Source organism: Streptomyces sp. NPDC058678 (genome assembly GCF_042714835.1).
Classification (GTDB): Bacteria; Actinomycetota; Actinomycetes; order Streptomycetales; family Streptomycetaceae; genus Streptomyces.
On the sequence record NZ_JBHXSG010000039.1, the window covers coordinates 35,379 to 52,571 of the forward strand.

14 protein-coding genes are annotated in these 17,193 nt (G+C 72.0%); 11 read left to right on the forward strand and 3 right to left on the reverse strand.

The features are described from left to right. Positions 1-178: 178 nt before the first annotated feature. From ACFWWR_RS30355 to ACFWWR_RS30395, 9 genes are all read left to right on the forward strand, one after another. Positions 179-1,075, forward strand: a complete 897-nt coding sequence (locus ACFWWR_RS30355) for a proline iminopeptidase-family hydrolase (RefSeq protein WP_383873458.1) — start codon at positions 179-181, stop codon at positions 1,073-1,075. 21 nt (positions 1,076-1,096) lie between these two features. Continuing rightward, the gene (locus tag ACFWWR_RS30360) at positions 1,097-2,821 is read left to right on the forward strand and encodes an ABC transporter substrate-binding protein (protein ID WP_383873455.1); all 1,725 of its coding nucleotides are present in this window, start codon (positions 1,097-1,099) and stop codon (positions 2,819-2,821) included. Beyond that, on the forward strand, positions 2,818-3,858 hold the full coding sequence (locus ACFWWR_RS30365; protein ID WP_384306512.1) for an ABC transporter permease: 1,041 nt from the start codon (positions 2,818-2,820) through the stop codon (positions 3,856-3,858). Before ACFWWR_RS30360 ends, ACFWWR_RS30365 begins: the two co-directional genes overlap by 4 nt. Before the next feature lie 5 nt (positions 3,859-3,863). Beyond that, positions 3,864-4,832: an ABC transporter permease gene (locus ACFWWR_RS30370; RefSeq protein ID WP_384306515.1), complete on the forward strand. Its 969-nt coding sequence runs from the start codon at positions 3,864-3,866 to the stop codon at positions 4,830-4,832. Next, the gene (locus tag ACFWWR_RS30375; protein WP_383873446.1) at positions 4,825-5,874 is read left to right on the forward strand and encodes an ABC transporter ATP-binding protein; all 1,050 of its coding nucleotides are present in this window, start codon (positions 4,825-4,827) and stop codon (positions 5,872-5,874) included. Before ACFWWR_RS30370 ends, ACFWWR_RS30375 begins: the two co-directional genes overlap by 8 nt. Then, positions 5,871-6,941 (forward strand): ABC transporter ATP-binding protein, encoded by a 1,071-nt coding sequence (locus ACFWWR_RS30380; RefSeq protein WP_383873443.1) that lies wholly within the window; start codon positions 5,871-5,873, stop codon positions 6,939-6,941. Before ACFWWR_RS30375 ends, ACFWWR_RS30380 begins: the two co-directional genes overlap by 4 nt. 103 nt (positions 6,942-7,044) lie before the next feature. Next, on the forward strand, positions 7,045-7,299 hold the full coding sequence (locus ACFWWR_RS30385) for a hypothetical protein (protein ID WP_384306517.1): 255 nt from the start codon (positions 7,045-7,047) through the stop codon (positions 7,297-7,299). Beyond that, positions 7,296-8,090 (forward strand): sensor histidine kinase, encoded by a 795-nt coding sequence (locus tag ACFWWR_RS30390; protein WP_384306519.1) that lies wholly within the window; start codon positions 7,296-7,298, stop codon positions 8,088-8,090. The genes ACFWWR_RS30385 and ACFWWR_RS30390 overlap by 4 nt, the downstream gene beginning before the upstream one ends. Next, positions 8,087-8,752, forward strand: a complete 666-nt coding sequence (locus ACFWWR_RS30395) for a response regulator transcription factor (protein ID WP_383873435.1) — start codon at positions 8,087-8,089, stop codon at positions 8,750-8,752. The genes ACFWWR_RS30390 and ACFWWR_RS30395 overlap by 4 nt, the downstream gene beginning before the upstream one ends. Before the next feature lie 35 nt (positions 8,753-8,787). Here ACFWWR_RS30395 and ACFWWR_RS30400 read toward each other — a convergent pair whose 3' ends face one another. From ACFWWR_RS30400 to ACFWWR_RS30410, 3 genes are all read right to left on the reverse strand, one after another. Next, positions 8,788-11,988 carry an amidohydrolase family protein gene (locus tag ACFWWR_RS30400; RefSeq protein ID WP_383873432.1) on the reverse strand — a complete coding sequence of 1,067 codons (3,201 nt, stop codon included), beginning with the start codon at positions 11,986-11,988 and terminating at the stop codon, positions 8,788-8,790. A 162-nt stretch (positions 11,989-12,150) separates the two neighbouring features. Continuing rightward, positions 12,151-13,500, reverse strand: coding sequence for a HupE/UreJ family protein (locus tag ACFWWR_RS30405; RefSeq protein ID WP_384306521.1), 1,350 nt, complete (start codon positions 13,498-13,500; stop codon positions 12,151-12,153). Positions 13,501-13,520: 20 nt separating this feature from the next. Then, positions 13,521-14,753 (reverse strand): DUF3500 domain-containing protein, encoded by a 1,233-nt coding sequence (locus ACFWWR_RS30410; RefSeq protein WP_384306524.1) that lies wholly within the window; start codon positions 14,751-14,753, stop codon positions 13,521-13,523. Positions 14,754-14,880: 127 nt separating this feature from the next. On the opposite strand from ACFWWR_RS30410, the gene ACFWWR_RS30415 reads away from it, so the two are divergent. Together ACFWWR_RS30415 and ACFWWR_RS30420 are read left to right on the forward strand one after the other, a co-directional pair. Next, on the forward strand, positions 14,881-15,597 hold the full coding sequence (locus tag ACFWWR_RS30415; RefSeq protein WP_384306526.1) for a response regulator transcription factor: 717 nt from the start codon (positions 14,881-14,883) through the stop codon (positions 15,595-15,597). After that, entirely contained in the window at positions 15,594-17,048 is a 1,455-nt protein-coding gene (locus ACFWWR_RS30420; protein WP_384306529.1) for an ATP-binding protein, read from the forward strand. The genes ACFWWR_RS30415 and ACFWWR_RS30420 overlap by 4 nt, the downstream gene beginning before the upstream one ends. Positions 17,049-17,193 lie beyond the last annotated feature (145 nt).

Consider the following 17,193-nt stretch of genomic DNA (forward strand, 5'->3'; position numbering starts at 1 on the left):
GGGCACCGCTTCTGTGAACGGGCGGGGGCCACGTAAACACGCCGTTACGTCTTGGCCCGGCGCCGCTAAAAGGTCTTGTGCACTGACCTTTTACCCCATCACTATCTCATCCATCCGTCACACCCATCTCGTTTCAGACAGCGGCCGGCTGGTTCCGGCCAGTCTGGGAGGCTTCCCCGTGGCGATCCCCGAACCGAACCACACCGGAACCGTCGACTTCAACGGCTGGTCCACCTGGTACCGGATCACCGGCGAACCGGGCAGGACACCCCTGGTCGTCCTGCACGGCGGACCCGGTGCCGGCCACAACTACACCCTCAGCATCGCGGGCATCGCCCAGCAGGGCCGCCCCGTGGTGCACTACGACCAACTGGGCACCGGGCTGTCCACCCATCTGCCCCACGAGGGCGCCGACTTCTGGACCGTCCAGCTCTTCCTCGACGAACTCGACAACCTGCTCGAGGCACTGGGCATCACCGAGGCCTACCACGTCCTCGGCCAGTCCTGGGGCGGCATGCTCGCCGCCGAGCACGCCGTACGCCGCCCGCCCGGGCTGCGCGGCCTGGTCATCGCCGACTCGCCCGCCTCCATGGAGCTGTGGCTGTCGGCGGCGAACGGGCTGCGTGCCGATCTCCCGCCGGAGGTCCAGCACACCCTGCTGGCCCATGAGACGGCCGGGACCACCGACGACCCCGCCTACCGCGCGGCCGAGCAGGTCTTCAACGAGCGCCATGTGTGCCGTCTGGTCCCCAACCCGCCTGAAGTACAGGCTACTTGGGACAACATCGCGGCCGATCCGACCGTGTACCACACGATGAACGGGCCCAACGAGTTCCATGTCGTCGGCACGCTCAAGGACTGGTCCGTGATCGACCGGCTGCACCTGGTCGAGGCGCCGACCCTGCTGGTGTCCGGGCGGTACGACGAGGCGACTCCCGAGACCGTCCGCCCCTTCGCCGACCACATCCCCGACGTGCGCTGGCACCTGTTCGAGCACTCCAGCCACATGCCGCACGTCGAGGAGGAGGAGCTCTTCCTCCGGGTCGTCGGCGAGTTCCTCGACTCCACCGACTGATCCCCCGACGGGAGTTCCTGGATGTCCAGCAACACCAGACGGAGCGCGCTCGCCGCCGCCACCGTCGCCCTCGCCCTGACCGCCGCCGCCTGTTCGTCCTCCGGCGACGACTCCTCCTCCGGCCCGACCGCCGCCACGTCCGGCTCCGGTTCCGCCGCCTTCCAGCCGCAGCACAAGGGCGGCACCCTGAAACTGGTCGCCCACGCGGCCGCCGGCAGCCTGGACCCGCAGGTCAACTACACGCTCCAGTACTGGCAGTTGTACCAGTCGATGTACGACGGGCTGCTCGCCTTCAAGAAGGTCGGCGGGCAGCAGTCGTTCACCGTCGTCCCGGACCTGGCGGCAGCCATGCCGAAGGTGACCAACGGCGGCAGGACGTACACCTTCACACTCCGCAAGGGCATCACCTTCTCCAACGGCAAGGCGCTGACCACCGACGACGTGGTGGCGTCCTTCCAGCGCATCTTCAAGGTCTCCAGCCCCACCGCGGGCACCTTCTACAACGGCATCGTCGGAGCCGACGCCTGCCTGAAGAAGCCCGCCTCCTGCACGCTGAAGGGAGGCGTGACGGGCGACGCGACGGCGAACACGGTCACCGTCAACCTCACCGCCGCGGACCCGGAGTTCCCGTACAAGCTGGCCGTCCCGCACGCCAGCGTCGTACCGAAGGACTCACCGGCGAAGGACGCCGGCACCAAACCGCTGCCGACGACCGGCCCGTACATGGCCGCCTCGTACGACCCGAACCGGGCGCTGAAGCTGGTGCGCAACCCGCACTTCAAGGAGTGGTCCCGGGAGGGCCAGCCCGAGGGCTACCCCGACGTCATCGACTACACCTTCGGCCAGACCGTCGAGTCCGAGGTCACCGCCGTCGAGAACGGCCAGGCGGACTGGATGTACGACCCGCCGCCCGCCGACCGGCTGAACGAGATCGGCACCAAGTACGCCTCCCAGGCACACGTGAACCCGCTGACCGCGTTCTGGTACGCGACGCTGAACGTCAACACGGCGCCCTTCAACAACAAGCTGGCCCGTCAGGCGATCAACTGGGCCGTCGACCGGTCCGCCGTGGTGCGGCTGTACGGCGGCACGAACCTCGCCTCCCCCGCCTGCACGATCCTGCCGCCGGGCTTCCCCGGGCACACCGACTCGTGCGCCTACACCAAGGGCGGCGACAAGACCTGGACGGCCGCGGATCTGGCCAAGGCCAAGGCGCTGGTGAAGCAGTCCGGCACGGCCGGGCAGGAGGTCGGCATCGTCGTCCAGGACGACGACGTCAACAAGTCGATCGGGCAGTACCTGCAGAGTCTGCTCACCCAGCTCGGCTACAAGGCCACGCTCAAGCCGCTGTCGGGGAACATCCAGTTCACCTACATCCAGAACACCAAGAACAAGGTGCAGATGGCGCTGACGTCCTGGTACCAGGACTATCCGGCGGCCTCGGACTTCCTCAACGTGCTGCTGTCCTGCGCCTCGTTCCACCCCGGCAGCGACTCCAGCATCAACATCGCCGGTTTCTGCGACAAGGGCATCGACGCGAAGATGAAGACCGCGCTGGAGACCGGGCAGACCGACCAGAAGAGCGCCGACCAGCAGTGGGGGGCGATCGACCAGGAGATCATGGCCCAGTCCCCGGTGGTCCCGCTGATCAACCCGAAGATCATCGACTTCACGTCGAAGCGGGTCGGCAACTACCAGTTCAGCAAGCAGTTCTACATGCTCGTCGGGCAGACGTGGGTCAAATGAGCCGCACCGTGCCCTCGACGACCTCGATGGCCTCGTCGACGGAGGCCCGGCGTTCGCCGGGCCCCTGGCGGACGGCCGCCGCCGACCTGTCGCACAACAGGCCGGCGCTGGCCGCGGCCGCCGTCCTGCTCCTCGTCGTGCTGGCGAGCCTGTGCGCGCCGCTGTACGCGGACCACATCGCCCACACCGACCCGTTCCAGTCCCACGTCTCCGGCACCACGGTCGTCGGCGGAAAGACCGTGCCGGTGCTCACCCCCAGCAGCACCGGCCTCGGCCTCGGGGTCACGCCCATCGGCCCCACCTGGGACCCCGCCCACTACTTCCTCGGCGCCGACAACCAGGGCCGCGACGTCATGGCCCGCCTGCTGTACGGCGGCCGTACCAGCCTGTTCATCGGTGTCACCGCGGCCCTGCTGACCTGCCTGGCCGGTACGGCCGTCGGGGTAGTCGCCGGCTACGCGGGCGGTGTCGTGGACGCCGTCGTCTCCCGGATCCTGGACGTGATCTGGGCGTTCCCGGTGTACCTGCTGGCGATCTGCCTGTCGGTCGTGCTGCTCACCAACGGGCTGCGCCTGGGCCCGCTCACCGTGGACGCGGGAAGCCTCTGGCTGCCCGTGGCGATCATCGCGGCGATCTATGTGCCGTACATCGCCCGGCCGTTGCGCGGTCAGGTCCTGGTGCTGCGCAACAAGGAGTACATCCAGGCGGCCGTCGGCTCCGGCTCGCCCACCCCGCGCATCCTGCGCCGGGAGGTGCTGCCGAACGTCCTGCCCACGGCGATCGTCTTCGTCCCGCTGATGACCGCGCTGGCCATGCTCACCGAGTCGGCCCTGTCCTTCCTGTCCGTCGGCGTCCAGCCGCCCGACGCCAGCTGGGGCACGATCATCGAGGACGGCCTGGGGCTGCTCTACACCCGCCCCGCCGTGACCATCGCCCCGGGCCTGCTGATCGCGCTGACCACGGCGGCACTCAACGTGCTCGGCGACGGCGTGCGGGACGCGCTCGACCCGGGCGCCCGGCTGCGCGGAGGGGAGTGAGTCCGATGCTCCGTTTCGTCGTCAAGCGCTTCTCCTCGGCCCTGCTGGTGATGTTCGCCATCAGCGTGCTGGTGTTCCTGATCTTCTTCGCCACCCCGGGAGTCGACCCCGCGGCCCGCATCGCGGGACGCAACGCCGACCCGGCAACGCTCGCCCAGGTACGGCACTCCTTCGGCCTCGACCGGGCGATGCCCGTCCGCTACCTGCTGATGATGCGTCACCTGCTCGTCGACCGGGACCTGGAGTCCTTCGTCAACCGCGGCTCCCGGGTCATCCCGCAGATCGTGCAGGCCACCCCGGTCACGCTGTCCCTCGTGATCGGCGCGGCGCTGATCTGGATGACGGCGGGCATCCTCATGGGCACCGCGGCGGCGACCTTCCGCGGCAAGGCCGCCGACCCGCTGATCATGCTGGTCGGCGTGGTCGGTGTCTCCCTGCCGGCCTACTGGCTCGGCGAGGTCGTCAACCTCGTCACCCAGAAGCAGCTGCACGACTCGGTGTTCTCCTGGGTGCCACCACCCGGATACGTCGGCCTGAGCCAGGACCCGGGCCAGTGGGCGCTGCACCTGCTCTTCCCGTGGCTGACCCTGGCGCTGCTGTACGCCGGAATCTACGCCAGGCTGCTGCGCGGCGAGGTCGTCAGCGCGCTCAACGAGGACTACGTCCGCACGGCCCGGGCCAAGGGACTGTCCGAGCGCCGGATCCTCGTCCGCCACGCCCTGCGCTGCTCGCTGATCCCGATCGTGTCCTTGTTCGGCCTGGACTTCGGCGCTCTCGTGGGCGGTGCCGCGCTGCTCACCGAGGTGGTCTTCGGCCTGCCCGGCATCGGCAAGCTCACCTTCGACGCCCTGCAGAACCTGGACCTGCCCGTGATCATGGGGACCGTCCTGTACGCGGCGTTCTTCGTGGTCCTCGCCAACGCACTGGTGGACATCCTGTACGCGCGACTCGATCCGAGGGCCCGCCATGCCTGAGCCTTTGCTGGACGTACGGAATCTGCGGGTGTCCTTCCGCACCCGCACCGGCCCGGTCACGGCCGTCGACGGACTGTCCTTCTCGGTCGCCCCCGGCGAAGTCCTGGGCATCGTGGGAGAGTCGGGCTCGGGCAAGAGCGTGTCGATGCTGGCCGTACTGCGACTGCTGACCAACCCGAACGTGACCGTGTCGGGTGAGGTCCGCTTCCGGGGACGGGATCTGCTCGCTCTCCCCGACAAGGAGATGCGCGCGTTGCGCGGCAGGCAGATCGCCATGGTCTTCCAGGACCCGATGACCGCGCTGACCCCCGTGTACACGGTGGGCTGGCAGATCGCCGAGCAGATCCGGGCGCACGAGCGGGTCTCCCGCAGGGAGGCACACGCCCGCGCGGTCCGGCTGCTCTCCGACGTCGGCATTCCCGACGCGGCCTCGCGGGTGAACGCCTACCCGCACGAGTTCTCCGGCGGCATGCGCCAGCGCGCAGTCATCGCGATGGCCCTCTCCTGCGACCCCGCACTGCTGATCGCCGACGAACCGACCACGGCGCTCGACGTGACGGTCCAGGCGCAGATCCTCGACCTGGTGCGCGAGCTCAACACACGCGGTTCGGCGGTGGTCCTCATCACGCACGACATGGGCGTGGTCTCCCAGATCGCCGACCGGGTCCTGGTCATGTACGGCGGGCGGGCGGCCGAGGACGGCCCGCGCCGGGCGGTGTTCCACGGCCCTCGGCACCCGTACACCTGGGGCCTGCTCGACTCGGTGCCCCGTGTCGGCGGCCCCCGGCTGCGACGGCTGCCGACCATCGCGGGCGTGCCCGTCTCGCCCGGCGGCCTGCCGGAGGGTTGCGCGTTCGCGCCGCGCTGCCGGCTGCGTCACGACCGGTGCGAGGAGCGGCCCGAGCTGTCAGCGGGCGGCTTCGACGGCACCGCCCACCGCGACGCCTGCTGGCTGCCGTCCGAGGACCGCGCGTCGCTGCGGCTCACGGCACGGGCGGCGGCGACCGACGTACCGGACATGCACAGGGAGGCGACACCGTGACGGTGCGGAACATCGTGGCAGTGAACGGCGACAGCGGCGCCCGGCCGGGCGGCGACGTCCTGCTGCGCGCGTCGGACGTCACCAAGTACTACCCCCTGCGCGCGGACCCGCTGTCCCGACGCCGCAAAGTGCTGCGCGCCGTGGACGGGGTGTCCCTCGACGTCCGCGCCGGGGAGACTCTCGGCATCGTCGGCGAGTCGGGCTGCGGCAAGTCCACCCTCGGCCGCTGCCTGGTCCGGCTCACCGAACTCACGGGCGGCCGCGTCGAGTTCGACGGACAGGACATCACCACCCTGTCCACACGGCGGCTACGCCCCGTACGTCCGGGGATGCAGCTCGTCTTCCAGGACCCGCAGGCCTCCCTCAACCCCCGCCGCCGCGCCGGGGACATCGTGGCCGAGCCCCTGCTCGTGCACCGCTACGGCGACGCCGCCGCGGTGCGCCGCCGGGTCGCCGAGCTCTTCGACGTCGTAGGCCTGGCCGCGGCGCATCTGGACCGGTACCCGCACGAGTTCTCCGGCGGCCAGCGTCAGCGCATCGGCATTGCCCGGGCCCTGGCCACCGCCCCGAAGCTGATCGTCGCCGACGAGCCGGTGTCCGCTCTCGACGTGTCGATCCAGGCCCAGGTGCTGAACCTGTTCGCCGACCTCCAGGAGGAGTTCGCGCTGACCTACGTCTTCATCGCCCACGACCTCGGTGTGGTCCGTCACGTGTCCGACCGGATCGCCGTCATGTACCTCGGCGAGATCGTCGAACTCGCCGAGACGGAGGCGCTGTACGAGGCCCCGGCCCATCCCTACACGCAGGCGCTGTTGTCGGCGGTCCCGGACATCGACGACGGCAGCTCCGCGGCGACCATGTCGGGCCGGGAACGCATCGTCCTCACCGGCGAAGTACCCAACCCGGTGGACAAGCCGACGGGTTGCCCCTTCCGCACCCGCTGCCCCTACGCCCGCGAGCGCTGCGCCCTGGAACGGCCCCGACTCGCCCTGACGGCCCCGGGCCGTCACACCGCCTGCCACTTCCCGCTGACGAGCCCGGTACGGCCCGTTCCATCGAACGGTTGAATCCGAAGCAGCGTACGGACGACGCGGAACGACGCTCCTCCCAGGAAGACTTGCCCGGCCGCCGCGTACGGACGTGGCGGCCGGGCAACAGGAGGACCCCCACATGTCCACGAACTTCAGCACGCGCCGGCTGCTCGCCACAGGGGCCGGGGTCGCGCTCGGCAGTGCCGCCACGGTCGCCGCGCAGAGCCCCGCCGGCGCCGCCCCCGTCGCCGTCTCACCCGGCGTTCGCGAGGAGACGCGCTCCCTCGACGAGTTGTACGCGGCGGCGGTCGCCGAGGACGGCAAGCTCGTCCTCTACCAGGGCGGAGACGTCGACAGCCAGGCCGCCGGGGTACGGACCGCGTTCGGCACTTGACGCGGTTCGGCGGCCTCGACCCCGATGTGCTGGCACCGCCCGTCGCCGCCGTCTGGGCCACCGTGTTCCCCTACCGCACCCAGCAGCGACTCGCTGTCGAACTGGACGCGGCCCGGGGCCGGTTGGCGCGGCAGCAGCGAGAGGCGGGACGGCTCGCCGAGCGGTCCCGCATCGCACGGGACCTGCACGACACGCTCGCCCAGGAACTCGCGGGCAGCCGCATGCTGCTCCAGGCCGCGGAACGGGACTGGGACCGCAGCCCGGACGCCGCCCCACGGCAACTGCGGACGGTCACCGACGCCCTCGGCGAGCATCTCGCACAGACCCGCGGCATCATCGACGACCTCACCCCGCCCCTCCTCGCCCAGGACGGCCTGGCGGCGGCGTTACGAGATCTGTGCGCCCGCGCCGACTCGACCGCCGGATCACCCCGGATCTCCTTCCGCACCGAGCACGAGCCGTACCCTCTGCCCACCGACCGGGCCGTCGCCCTGCTGCGAGTGGCGCAGGGCCTTCTGGCGAACGCCCGCGAACACGCGCGGGCGACACACGTCCATCACCCTGGCCTACGGCGACGAGGCGGCTGCCGTCGAGGTCCGGGACGACGGAGCGGGCTTCGACCCGGCCACCGGGAGGGCGGGCCGCGCCGACCGCGGATCGGACTGGCCGCCGCGCGCGACCGACTGCGCGCGTTCGGCGGCACGCTCACCGTCGACAGCGCGCCCGGACGGGGCACCCGCGTGCGGGCCGCGCTGCCGGCCGAGGACCGCGTCCCCGCCGGTGCCCGATGAGCGCTCCGCTCCGTCCGCCGCCGCGGATCCTGATCGTCGACGACCACACCGTCGTACGAGCCGGGCTGCGCGCTCTCCTCGAAGGCGAACCCGACTTCCACGTCGTCGGCGAGACCGGCGACGGAATTGACGCGGTGCGTCTGGTGGGCGAGTTCCGGCCCGACGTGGTGCTGATGGACCTGCGGCTGTCGGACCCGGGCGCGCCGGACGATCGCGTCGACGGTATCGAGGCGACCCGCCGGATCCTCGCGGCCGCCGCCGGCGCGCGGGTCGTGGTGCTCACGAGCTACGGCGGTCAGGCCGATGTCCTGCGGGCCGTGGAGGCCGGCGCGCGCGGCTACGTCCTCAAGGCGGGCCCGCCCGAGGAGTTGTTCCGGGCCGTGCGCGCCGCGGCGGCCGGGGGCATGGCCCTGGCGCCGGAGGCCGCGGACCGTTTCGTCGGGCATACGGCCGAACAGGCACAGGGGCTCAGCGAGCGCGAGATCGCGGTCGTACGGCTCCTCGCGCGGGGACACAGCAACCGGGCCATCGCCGGCGCCCTGTTCCTGGCCGAGGCGACCGTCAAGACCCACCTCGTACGGATCTACCGCAAGCTCGGCACCGAGAACCGCGCCGCCACGGTCGGCGAAGCCGTCCGGCGCGGCCTGATCGAACTGACCTGACCGGGCGGTGCGCCCGGCCCGGCTCCGTCCCGTCCTCAGCCCAGACTCTGCGGATCGCAGCACCCCTCGCGTCGCATGATGCGGCTGACCTCCAGCCAGTAGTCCTCGGCCGACTCCGGTGGGACCGCACGCCTTACGGTGGCGGCGTCGAAGGCGTCGACCAGGTCCGCCTGCTCGAAGAGGACACCGCCGCGCAGGACGGCCACCGTGCGGATCAGCGTGGCGAAGTCGGTGAACGGGTCGCCGTCCACCACCGTGAGGTCGGCGAGCTTGCCCTCCTCCAGTGTGCCCAGGTCGGCGTCCGCGCCGAACACCCGCGCGGGCAGCACGGTGGCGGTACGCAGGGTCTCGACCGGCGACAGGCCGGCGCGGTGCAGTGCGCGCAGGGCCAGGTGCAGGTGCAGACCGACCGGGACGAGCGGCTGGTCCGTGCCGAGCGCGATCAGTCCGCCGCCCGCCAGGATCCGCCGGTAGACGCTCGACTCCCTGTCCAGGGTGGCCAGTTGCGCCCCGGTGGGCTGCTGACCGGCCTGCCGGCGGACGAACACGGTGTCCCACGGCGGCATGAGCGCGGTGACCCGCGGGTCGTCCGCGAGTGCGGGATCCGCGCCGAGCAGGGCCAGTGCCGTGAACGGCGTGGCGACGAGATGGAAGCCGGCGCGGGTGTAGATCTCCTCGACGTCCTGGTAGGCACGCCCCGTGGCTGAGGTCGCGTGGCCGAACTCGAGTCGCTGCGTGGCCTGCAGATGGGTCGTCAGGTCCTGGCCCAGCTGCACGCCCGGGGTGCACAGGTGGCTGCCGCTGCGCACCCCGAGCCGGTCGTGCGCGAAGTCGGCGGCCTCCTTCATCACCCAGCCGGGAGCCCGTACGTACGTCTTCACGAAGTCCCAGTCCAGCGCGGCGCCGCGCGCCAGCGAGCGGCGCAGGCCCTCGCGGGTGCGATGGGCGCGGCCCATGCTGTAGGCGACGCGTGCCCCGTCGAGCAGTTCGCCGGTGGCCAGCAGCCGGGGTCCGGCCAGAGCACCGGCGGCGACCGCCTCCCGGACGCGTGCCTGCTCGTAGGCGAACCCGCCCAGCGAGACTGCCGTCGTGATGCCGTACGCGACCTGGAGCGCGGTCTGGCGGCCGCCGTAGGTGGACTGCCAGGGGTGGGTGTGCGCGTCCCACAGCCCCGGGATCACGGTGCGCTCGCTCGCGTCGACCCGGCGTGCGGCCGGGCGGCCGGTTTGGTGCGCGGACACCTCCGCGACACGGCCGTCACGGACCACGAGGTCGATGTCCTCACGGACGTCCGCGCCGGTGCCGTCCCAGAAGCGGCCCGCGTGCACGACCGTGTCGGCCGGCCGGGGTCGGCGGTAGTCCAGCGGGACGCGGACGGTACGGGCCTTGCCGCTGCCGATGTCGATCAGGCGCAGGGTGCCGGCGGACAGGTAGAGCAGGGTGCGGGCGTCGGCGGACCAGGACGGGTGGTCGGCGGGTTCGGTGGTGAGCGGGCGGGGCTCGCCGTCGGGGGTGCCGTCGGCGCGCACCGGCAGCAGCCACAGCGCCGACTCGGCGACGACGGCCATCCAGCGGCCGTCCGGGGACCAGACGGGGCCCGAGTCGTAGCGGTCGGAGAGCGAGGTGTGCGGGGCGAGGGCGTGCAGGGCGTCGGCTGCGGTGGTCGTGTCGACGACCCGGATGAGGTTGTAGCCCTCGCGGAAGCGCCGGCCCAGGCGGTTGCGGTCGCACAGCGCCACGTACCGGCCGTCGGGCGACCAGCTGGGGCGGCCGGGCAGTCCGCCCGCGCCGATCGGTGCGGCGAGGTTGCGTTCACCGGCGTCGGTCAGGTCGCGCACCACGAGGTTGCCGGACATGTCCAGGCAGGCCAGCCGGGTTCCGTCGGGCGAGAGGGCGGGGAAGACGCGGCCGCCCGCGGCGAGCACGGTCTCCTCGCCGGAGCCGAGGTCGTGGCGCCGTACCGCGAAGAGGCCGTCGCGGTCGTCGGCGTACACGAGTGCCGTGCCGTCGGGCGTCCAGGTCGGCGCCGACACATAGCGCGTCGGGGGGACTCGGAGGACCCTGCGGGGTGCGCGGCCGCCCGTGGTGTCGGCGGTCCAGAGCGCGTTGAGCGCGGCGAAGGCGACATGGCGGCCGTCCGGTGACAGGGCGGGCAGGTGCAGCGCGCGGACGGGACGGGGGCCGGACCCGTCGAAGTCGTACGCCTTGCCTCGGTAGCGGGGCCGCTCCACCGACAATGTGGCGGTGAACGGGATCTCCTCGACGTCGCCCGGCGCGTCCGGGTCGACCAGGCGGAAGCGACCGTCGACCGTGAGGAGCAGGCGCTCGTCTCCCGTCCAACGGGGCGGCGCCGGGAGGACGTCGCCCTCGACCGCGACCGGTTCCCCGTCCACCACGAGGGTGCTGGAGGCCGCGGGCGCGGCCGTGGTGCGCAGGTAGGCGAGACGGCCTGCGGGCGAGACCGCGGGGGTCATGAGCTGGGCGCCGGAGTCGTCGGTGTGCTCGGTGGTGACCGGACCCGACCCGTCGGCGGCCACCGACGCGACAGTGGCCGCTCGGAGGGTGCCCGCCGCGGTGACGGCCGCGCGCACGAACAGCACCCGCTCGCCGTCGGCCGACCACGTGGGGTCGAAGTCCTCCCAGGCGGCGTCCTGCCCGGGATCCTGCCGGCCGGGACGTCCGGTGAGCCGGGTCAGCGCGCCGGTGCGCACGTCCACGACCCAGATGCGGTACGGGGCGCCGCTCACGGTGTCGCCCCCGCGCTCGGAGGCGAACGCGATGCGGGTGCCGTCCGGGGACCAGGCCGGACTGCGGTCGTCCCACGGCCCGTGGGTGAGCTGACGCGTCCCGGTGCCGTCGGGCCGCAGCGTCCAGAGGTGGAAGCCTCCGCCTCGGTAGGCGCACACGACGAGGCGGCTGCCGTCGGGCGAGAACTGCGGGCGGGTGGGCTCGAGGCCGGGCGGGGTGAGCGCGACGGCGGTGCCCGACTCCCGGGACACGGACCAGAGCACGTTCTGGACCTCGGCGACGAGCCGGTCACCGGACGGGGCGATTGTCGCACAACCGCCTGTGGCGGCGGTGAGGGAGAGCGTGGTGGTGCCCGAGGCGGCGGCCGCGACCGGCTTACTGGCGGCGACGACCGCGGTGGCCGCAGCGGTGGTCAGAAGGAATCCGCGACGGGAGAAGGGTCCGAAGCGGGGGGCGTCTGAGGCGCCCGCGGTGCCGTCGATGTCCAAGGAAGCTCCCAGTACACGGAGTTGGCGTGCCGGACGAAAGAGACCACTGGGAAAACGTACGGGGCTCAGCCCGCTTCCGGACCCCGCCCCGACGCTTCTCCGCCGATCTTCACCCGTGAGTGCCTGCCGCACGCCGCGGTGACCTCGAGCGACCCGCCACGCTCATCCGGCGTCGGCGGGAACCCGGTGCTCCCCGTCGCTCACGGCCGGACGGTCGTCACCCCCCTCGGTGGGCGCAGAGCGTCCCGTCGCCTCGGAAGGTGCCCGTGGGGCCCGGCCCCACGCCACGGCGGCGAGTACCGCGACGGACGCGGCGACCAGCAGGGGGTGCCCGACCAGTGAGGTCTGGACGCCTTCGAACGGGTCGGAGGACGTCAGGCCCGCGCGTTCGAGCATCCAGGACACCGAGAACAGCAGGCCCACGAGGGCCACCCCGATACGGAACGCGGGGTACACGGCCGTACGGGCCAGGACCAGCAGCGACGGCATCATCAACGCGACGACCAGCAACTGAGTCAGTTCGATGCCCAGGTTGAAGCCCAGCAGCGTGGTCACCAGGGATCCTCGCCGCAGCCCCAGGTCGCCGATGAGCGACGCGAACGCCAGCCCGTGCACGAGCCCGAAGCCGCTGGCGATGAGGACCTCACCGCGGGCCACCAGGGGGCGTACCGCGTGGAGCGCGGACACCGCGATCGAGAAGGCGATCAGCGTCTCGACCGGCCGTGACGGCACGTGGACCACTCCGGCCGCCGCCAGGGCCAGCGTGAGCGAGTGGCCCACCGCGAACGCGGAGACGACGTGCACGACACGGACGATGCTGCGCCTCCCTGACGCACCGGCCGCCCGCCATCGGCCGCCCGCCGCCCCCAGCGGGGCCGGGATGAGCAGCATCAGGAGGAACAGCAGGTGGTCGGCGCCCTCCCCGACGTGCTCGATGCCCAGGCCCGCGGTGGCGGCGAAGCCCTTCAGCCACGAGCCCTCCCCCGCGGGCACCTTCAGGCTCTTGTTGTTCCAGTCGACGACCCCGAGGGTCTCGGCATCGGCCGCCTTGAGGATGCCGCGGTCGAAGTCGTACCGGACGGTGACGATGACCCGGTGGGTGAGCAGTTCCTCGACGATGACGTCGTAACGGAGGTCGAAGTCGGTGACCCGGCCGTCGGGCGGGCGGATCTCGAGCGGGTAGACGAGGTGCGCCACCGCGTCGATCGTACGGACCGACGGCGTGCCCAGCGTGACCGTCCAGGACGTGCCGTCGTCGGCGGCGGCGATGTGCTCGGCGGTGTAGCTCCTCAGGAACGCCCGGTCGGCGCCGAGGACGCTGTCCGGGGTGAGGTCGCGGTGCACGGCGACGGCCAGACGGTCGATGGGCAGTTGCACCTCCCCCTCGACCCGGTCGTCCTGGACGTCGAGGAGGACGGCCGAGGTGCTCATGGGGTGGGCGCCGGCCGGCGACGCGAGGCCGCCGACCAGCAGGAACACCGCGATGAGGAGTGCGGGAAGAAGACGGCGCACGGCGATGGTCCCCGAATCCGTCATTTCCAGCCGTAGTCGGCGGTCTCGTCCCGGAAGATCGTGTGCTGGTGGATCTCGTCGGTGGAGGCACCGGGCTGGTTGGAGAACTCGATCCAGGCGGACGGCCCGTCGAGGCGGACGTACGTCTGGTCGTTGTCGAGGGTCGTACCGCCGCTCCAGCCGATGCACGTCTCGTCGAACTCGGAGACGTACTTGGCCAGCATCCGCGCCGCGGCCTTCTCGTCCAGGTCGTCGACCCAGGCCTTCACCATCGCGGCCACCTTGGCCTGCTGCTTCTTGGTGAGGCTGCTGACCAGGACGCCCTCCGGCTGCTCCGGGAAGGGGCCGTCGTTGCCCGGGCCCAGGTACAGGTCGTCGAAGCTTCCGTCGATCTCGGCCGCGGCCAGCTCGTCGGCGGTGAGGGACTGGATGGCGCTGATGGTGGAGGTCCGCTTGTCCTCCAGCGGGGCGTAGTACAGGTCCTCCCAGTTGAACTCCATCGGCTCGACCGCGGTCAGCGTCGGCGACATCGTCACGTTGCTTCCGGCGTAGGTGATGTTGTACGCCGCGTGGTGGCCGCCGTACTGGACCGTGAACTCGCCAGTCTTGTTGGGCGTTCCGAAGAAGGAGATGTAGTACCACTCCGAGCCGAAGTTGGCGCCGCCACCGCCGCCGCCACCGCCGGGCCCACCGGTCGGCGTACCGGTGGGCGTGGCGCTCGGGACCGCGGTGGGCGTGGCACCGGTGTCGCCGGTGTCCGACAGCGAGGCGAGGTAGTCGTCGGCCTTGCGGATCTCGACGAGCTCCTCGTAGCCCTTCTTGCTGAGCGCGGCCTCCATGACCTTCAGGGCCGCGGCCTCCTGCTCGTCGGTGAGGTCGCCGAGCTTGAGGCCGTTGCGTTCCACGACCGGCGTCGGGAAGTTCGACCAGCCGGTCTTCTTGGCGGCGTCGTCGAAGTCGTAGAGGACGGTGTCCTTCTGCTCGTCGGACAGGGTCGCGAGGAAGGCGTTGGCGGCGGCCACCACCTGGGCGGTGTTCGCCCCGCCCGCACCGGTGCGGGTCGCGGAGGCCGGAATCGCCTTCTGCGTCGTCAGCTGCGCCGACGAGGACGCCGAGCCGGTGGTGGCGCAGCCGGCGACGCCGAGACCGACGCACGTGGCGAGGGCCACGGCGCGGCGGACGAGCGCCTGCCGGTGGCCGCGGGTGCGCGACGGGAATCCGGGCTCGGCGGTGGGGTTGATGAGGGCTGACATGGGACTCCTGTGGGGGCGAGCGGTGAGGTACGGCCCTCATGCTGGGCGAGCGATCTCAGAGCTCGGCGGGAGCCAGTCCGGAATTCGATGAGAACAGGCTTTCAGATTGGTGTGTCATCATGCCCGGATGTCCGATCGTGTCCTCGTCGCCGACGACGATCGCGCGGTCCGCGAATCCGTTGCGCGGGCGCTCGAACTGGACGGGTACGACGTCGTCACCGCCGTCGACGGCGTGGAGACGCTGACCCTGGCCCGCCGTGAGTCCTTCGGCGCGCTGGTCGTCGACGTGATGATGCCCCACGTCGACGGTATGGCCGTGTGCCGCGTGCTTCGGGCCGACGGTGACCGCACACCGGTGCTGATGCTCACCGCGCGAGGCGGGGTCCCCGACCGGGCCGCGGGCCTGGACGCGGGCGCCGACGACTACCTCCCCAAACCGTTCGAGGTGCCCGAACTGCTGGCACGCCTGCGGGCGTTACTGCGCCGGGCCGCACTGGCGCCGGGGCCCGCACCGGAAGCCGGGGCACCGGATCCAGCCGGTGCCGTGCTGCGGATGGCGTCGCTGCGCGTCGCCCCCGGCGCCCGGCGGGCATGGTGGGGTGACACGGAACTACGGCTCACCAAAAAGGAGTTCGAGCTGCTGGAGCTCCTGGTGCGCAACGAGGGGCTCGTGCTGGATCACGCGGCGGTCTACCGCCAGGTCTGGGGCCCGCACGTCGGCGTGGACGCCAAGAACCTCGCGGGCTACGTCGGCTATCTGCGGCGCAGGCTCGCCGACGCAGGAGCTCCGCCCGGCCTGATCCACACGGTGCGTGGCGTGGGCTACGCGGTACGGCGGCCATGAGCCTGCGCTCGCGGTTCGCGCTCGCCTTCGCCGCCGTCGGCGCCGTGGTGGCGACGGTGGTCGGTGTGCTGAGCTACCAGGCTGCCTCCGACCGCGTTCTCGCGGAGATCGACCGGTCACTGCGGTCGGCGACGCAGACCCTGGCGCGCGCCCGGGAACAGGGTCAGGAATCGGCCCTCGACGACGCGGTCGGCCAGGCCCCGGACCTCTTCCCCGGCCCGGACCGGCCCGGACCGGGGGACGAGGACGAACCTCGGCCGGTCCTGCAGGCCGTGTCCCCTGACGGCACACCCACCTGGCTCGGCGGCCCCTCCGTGTCGTTGCCGGTGTCCGACATCACGCGCGCCCTGGCCGCTTCGGGCGAAGCCGGGCAGTCGGACACCGCCGAGATCGTCGTGGACGGCCACACCTATCGCCGGCTGGCCACCGCGCTGGGCGGGGATCGCGGTGCCTTGCAGGTGGCCGTCCAGGTCGACCAGACGCACTACGTGCTGGGCGGCATGGCCAGGGAGATCGCCGCCGTCAGCGGCGCGGTCATGCTCGTCGCGGCGGGCGCGGGCCGGTTGCTCGCCGGGCGCATCACCCGGCGCCTGGCCCGGCTGACGGAGGTCGCCGAGGAGGTGAGCGCCGACGGCCGAGTCGCCTTCGACGGTGCGGGCCTGGTGGGCGGGCGCGACGAAGTGGGGCGGCTGTCCGCGTCGTTCAGCAGGATGCTCGGCCGTATCGTCGCCGCCCGTGAGTCCCAGGAACGGCTGGTGCACGACGCCGCCCACGAGTTGCGGACCCCGCTCACCAGCCTGCTCACCAACGCCACCGTGTTGCGCCGCGCCACCGAGCTGTCCCCGGACGCCCGCGACCGGCTCCTCGACGACGTCGAGGGCGAGACGCGCGAGCTCGGTCACCTGGTCGACGAACTCGTCGAGCTGGCCCTGGACCGTGGCCGTGCGGAGGCCGAGGAACCCGTGGCGCTGGCCGAGGTGGCCCGTCGCTCGGCGCGGCGGGTGTACCGGCGTACCGGCCGCCTCGTCCACGTCGACGCCGACAATTCCGTGGTCCACGGCCGCCCTCAGGGACTCGAACGCGCGGTGGGCAACCTGCTGGAGAACGCCGCCAAGTTCGACCCCGACGGCAGCGACCCGATCGAGGTGCGCATCCATCGGGGTGAGGTCACCGTCTCCGACCGTGGACCGGGCATCGGCGCCGACGACATCGGCCGCGTCTTCGACCGCTTCTACCGGGCCGACACCGCCCGCGGCCTGCCCGGCTCCGGACTCGGCCTCGCCATTGTCAGCGACGTCGCCGAGACCCACGGCGGCACCGTGTTCGCGGCAGCCCGATCCGGCGGCGGCACCTCGATCGGCTTCACCGTGGACGGATCGCGCCTGCTGCCCGGCGCCGTCGCCGACCCGGACTCCGGCTCGGCGGCCTGCTTCGGCATGCCTCCCGGCTGACCGACGGCCACGCGGTACCGGACACGTGGCTTCACAGCGCGTACGTCACCTGGTACTCGTTCCTTCGGGACCATCTCTCCGAGCATGTCGAAGGCGGGTGCCGGGGCCGGTTGTTCACCGGAAGGACCCGGGGACCGGGCACTAG

Bases quoted from the DNA above. Each gene is read 5' to 3' on its own strand.
- ACFWWR_RS30360 (WP_383873455.1), top strand. From the start codon at position 1,097: ATGTCCAGCAACACCAGACGGAGCGCGCTCGCCGCCGCCACCGTCGCC.
- ACFWWR_RS30365 (WP_384306512.1), top strand. From the start codon at position 2,818: ATGAGCCGCACCGTGCCCTCGACGACCTCGATGGCCTCGTCGACGGAG.
- ACFWWR_RS30370 (WP_384306515.1), top strand. From the start codon at position 3,864: ATGCTCCGTTTCGTCGTCAAGCGCTTCTCCTCGGCCCTGCTGGTGATG.
- ACFWWR_RS30375 (WP_383873446.1), top strand. From the start codon at position 4,825: ATGCCTGAGCCTTTGCTGGACGTACGGAATCTGCGGGTGTCCTTCCGC.
- ACFWWR_RS30385 (WP_384306517.1), top strand. From the start codon at position 7,045: ATGTCCACGAACTTCAGCACGCGCCGGCTGCTCGCCACAGGGGCCGGG.
- ACFWWR_RS30395 (WP_383873435.1), top strand. From the start codon at position 8,087: ATGAGCGCTCCGCTCCGTCCGCCGCCGCGGATCCTGATCGTCGACGAC.
- ACFWWR_RS30410 (WP_384306524.1), bottom strand. From the start codon at position 14,753: ATGTCAGCCCTCATCAACCCCACCGCCGAGCCCGGATTCCCGTCGCGC.
- ACFWWR_RS30415 (WP_384306526.1), top strand. From the start codon at position 14,881: ATGTCCGATCGTGTCCTCGTCGCCGACGACGATCGCGCGGTCCGCGAA.
- ACFWWR_RS30420 (WP_384306529.1), top strand. From the start codon at position 15,594: ATGAGCCTGCGCTCGCGGTTCGCGCTCGCCTTCGCCGCCGTCGGCGCC.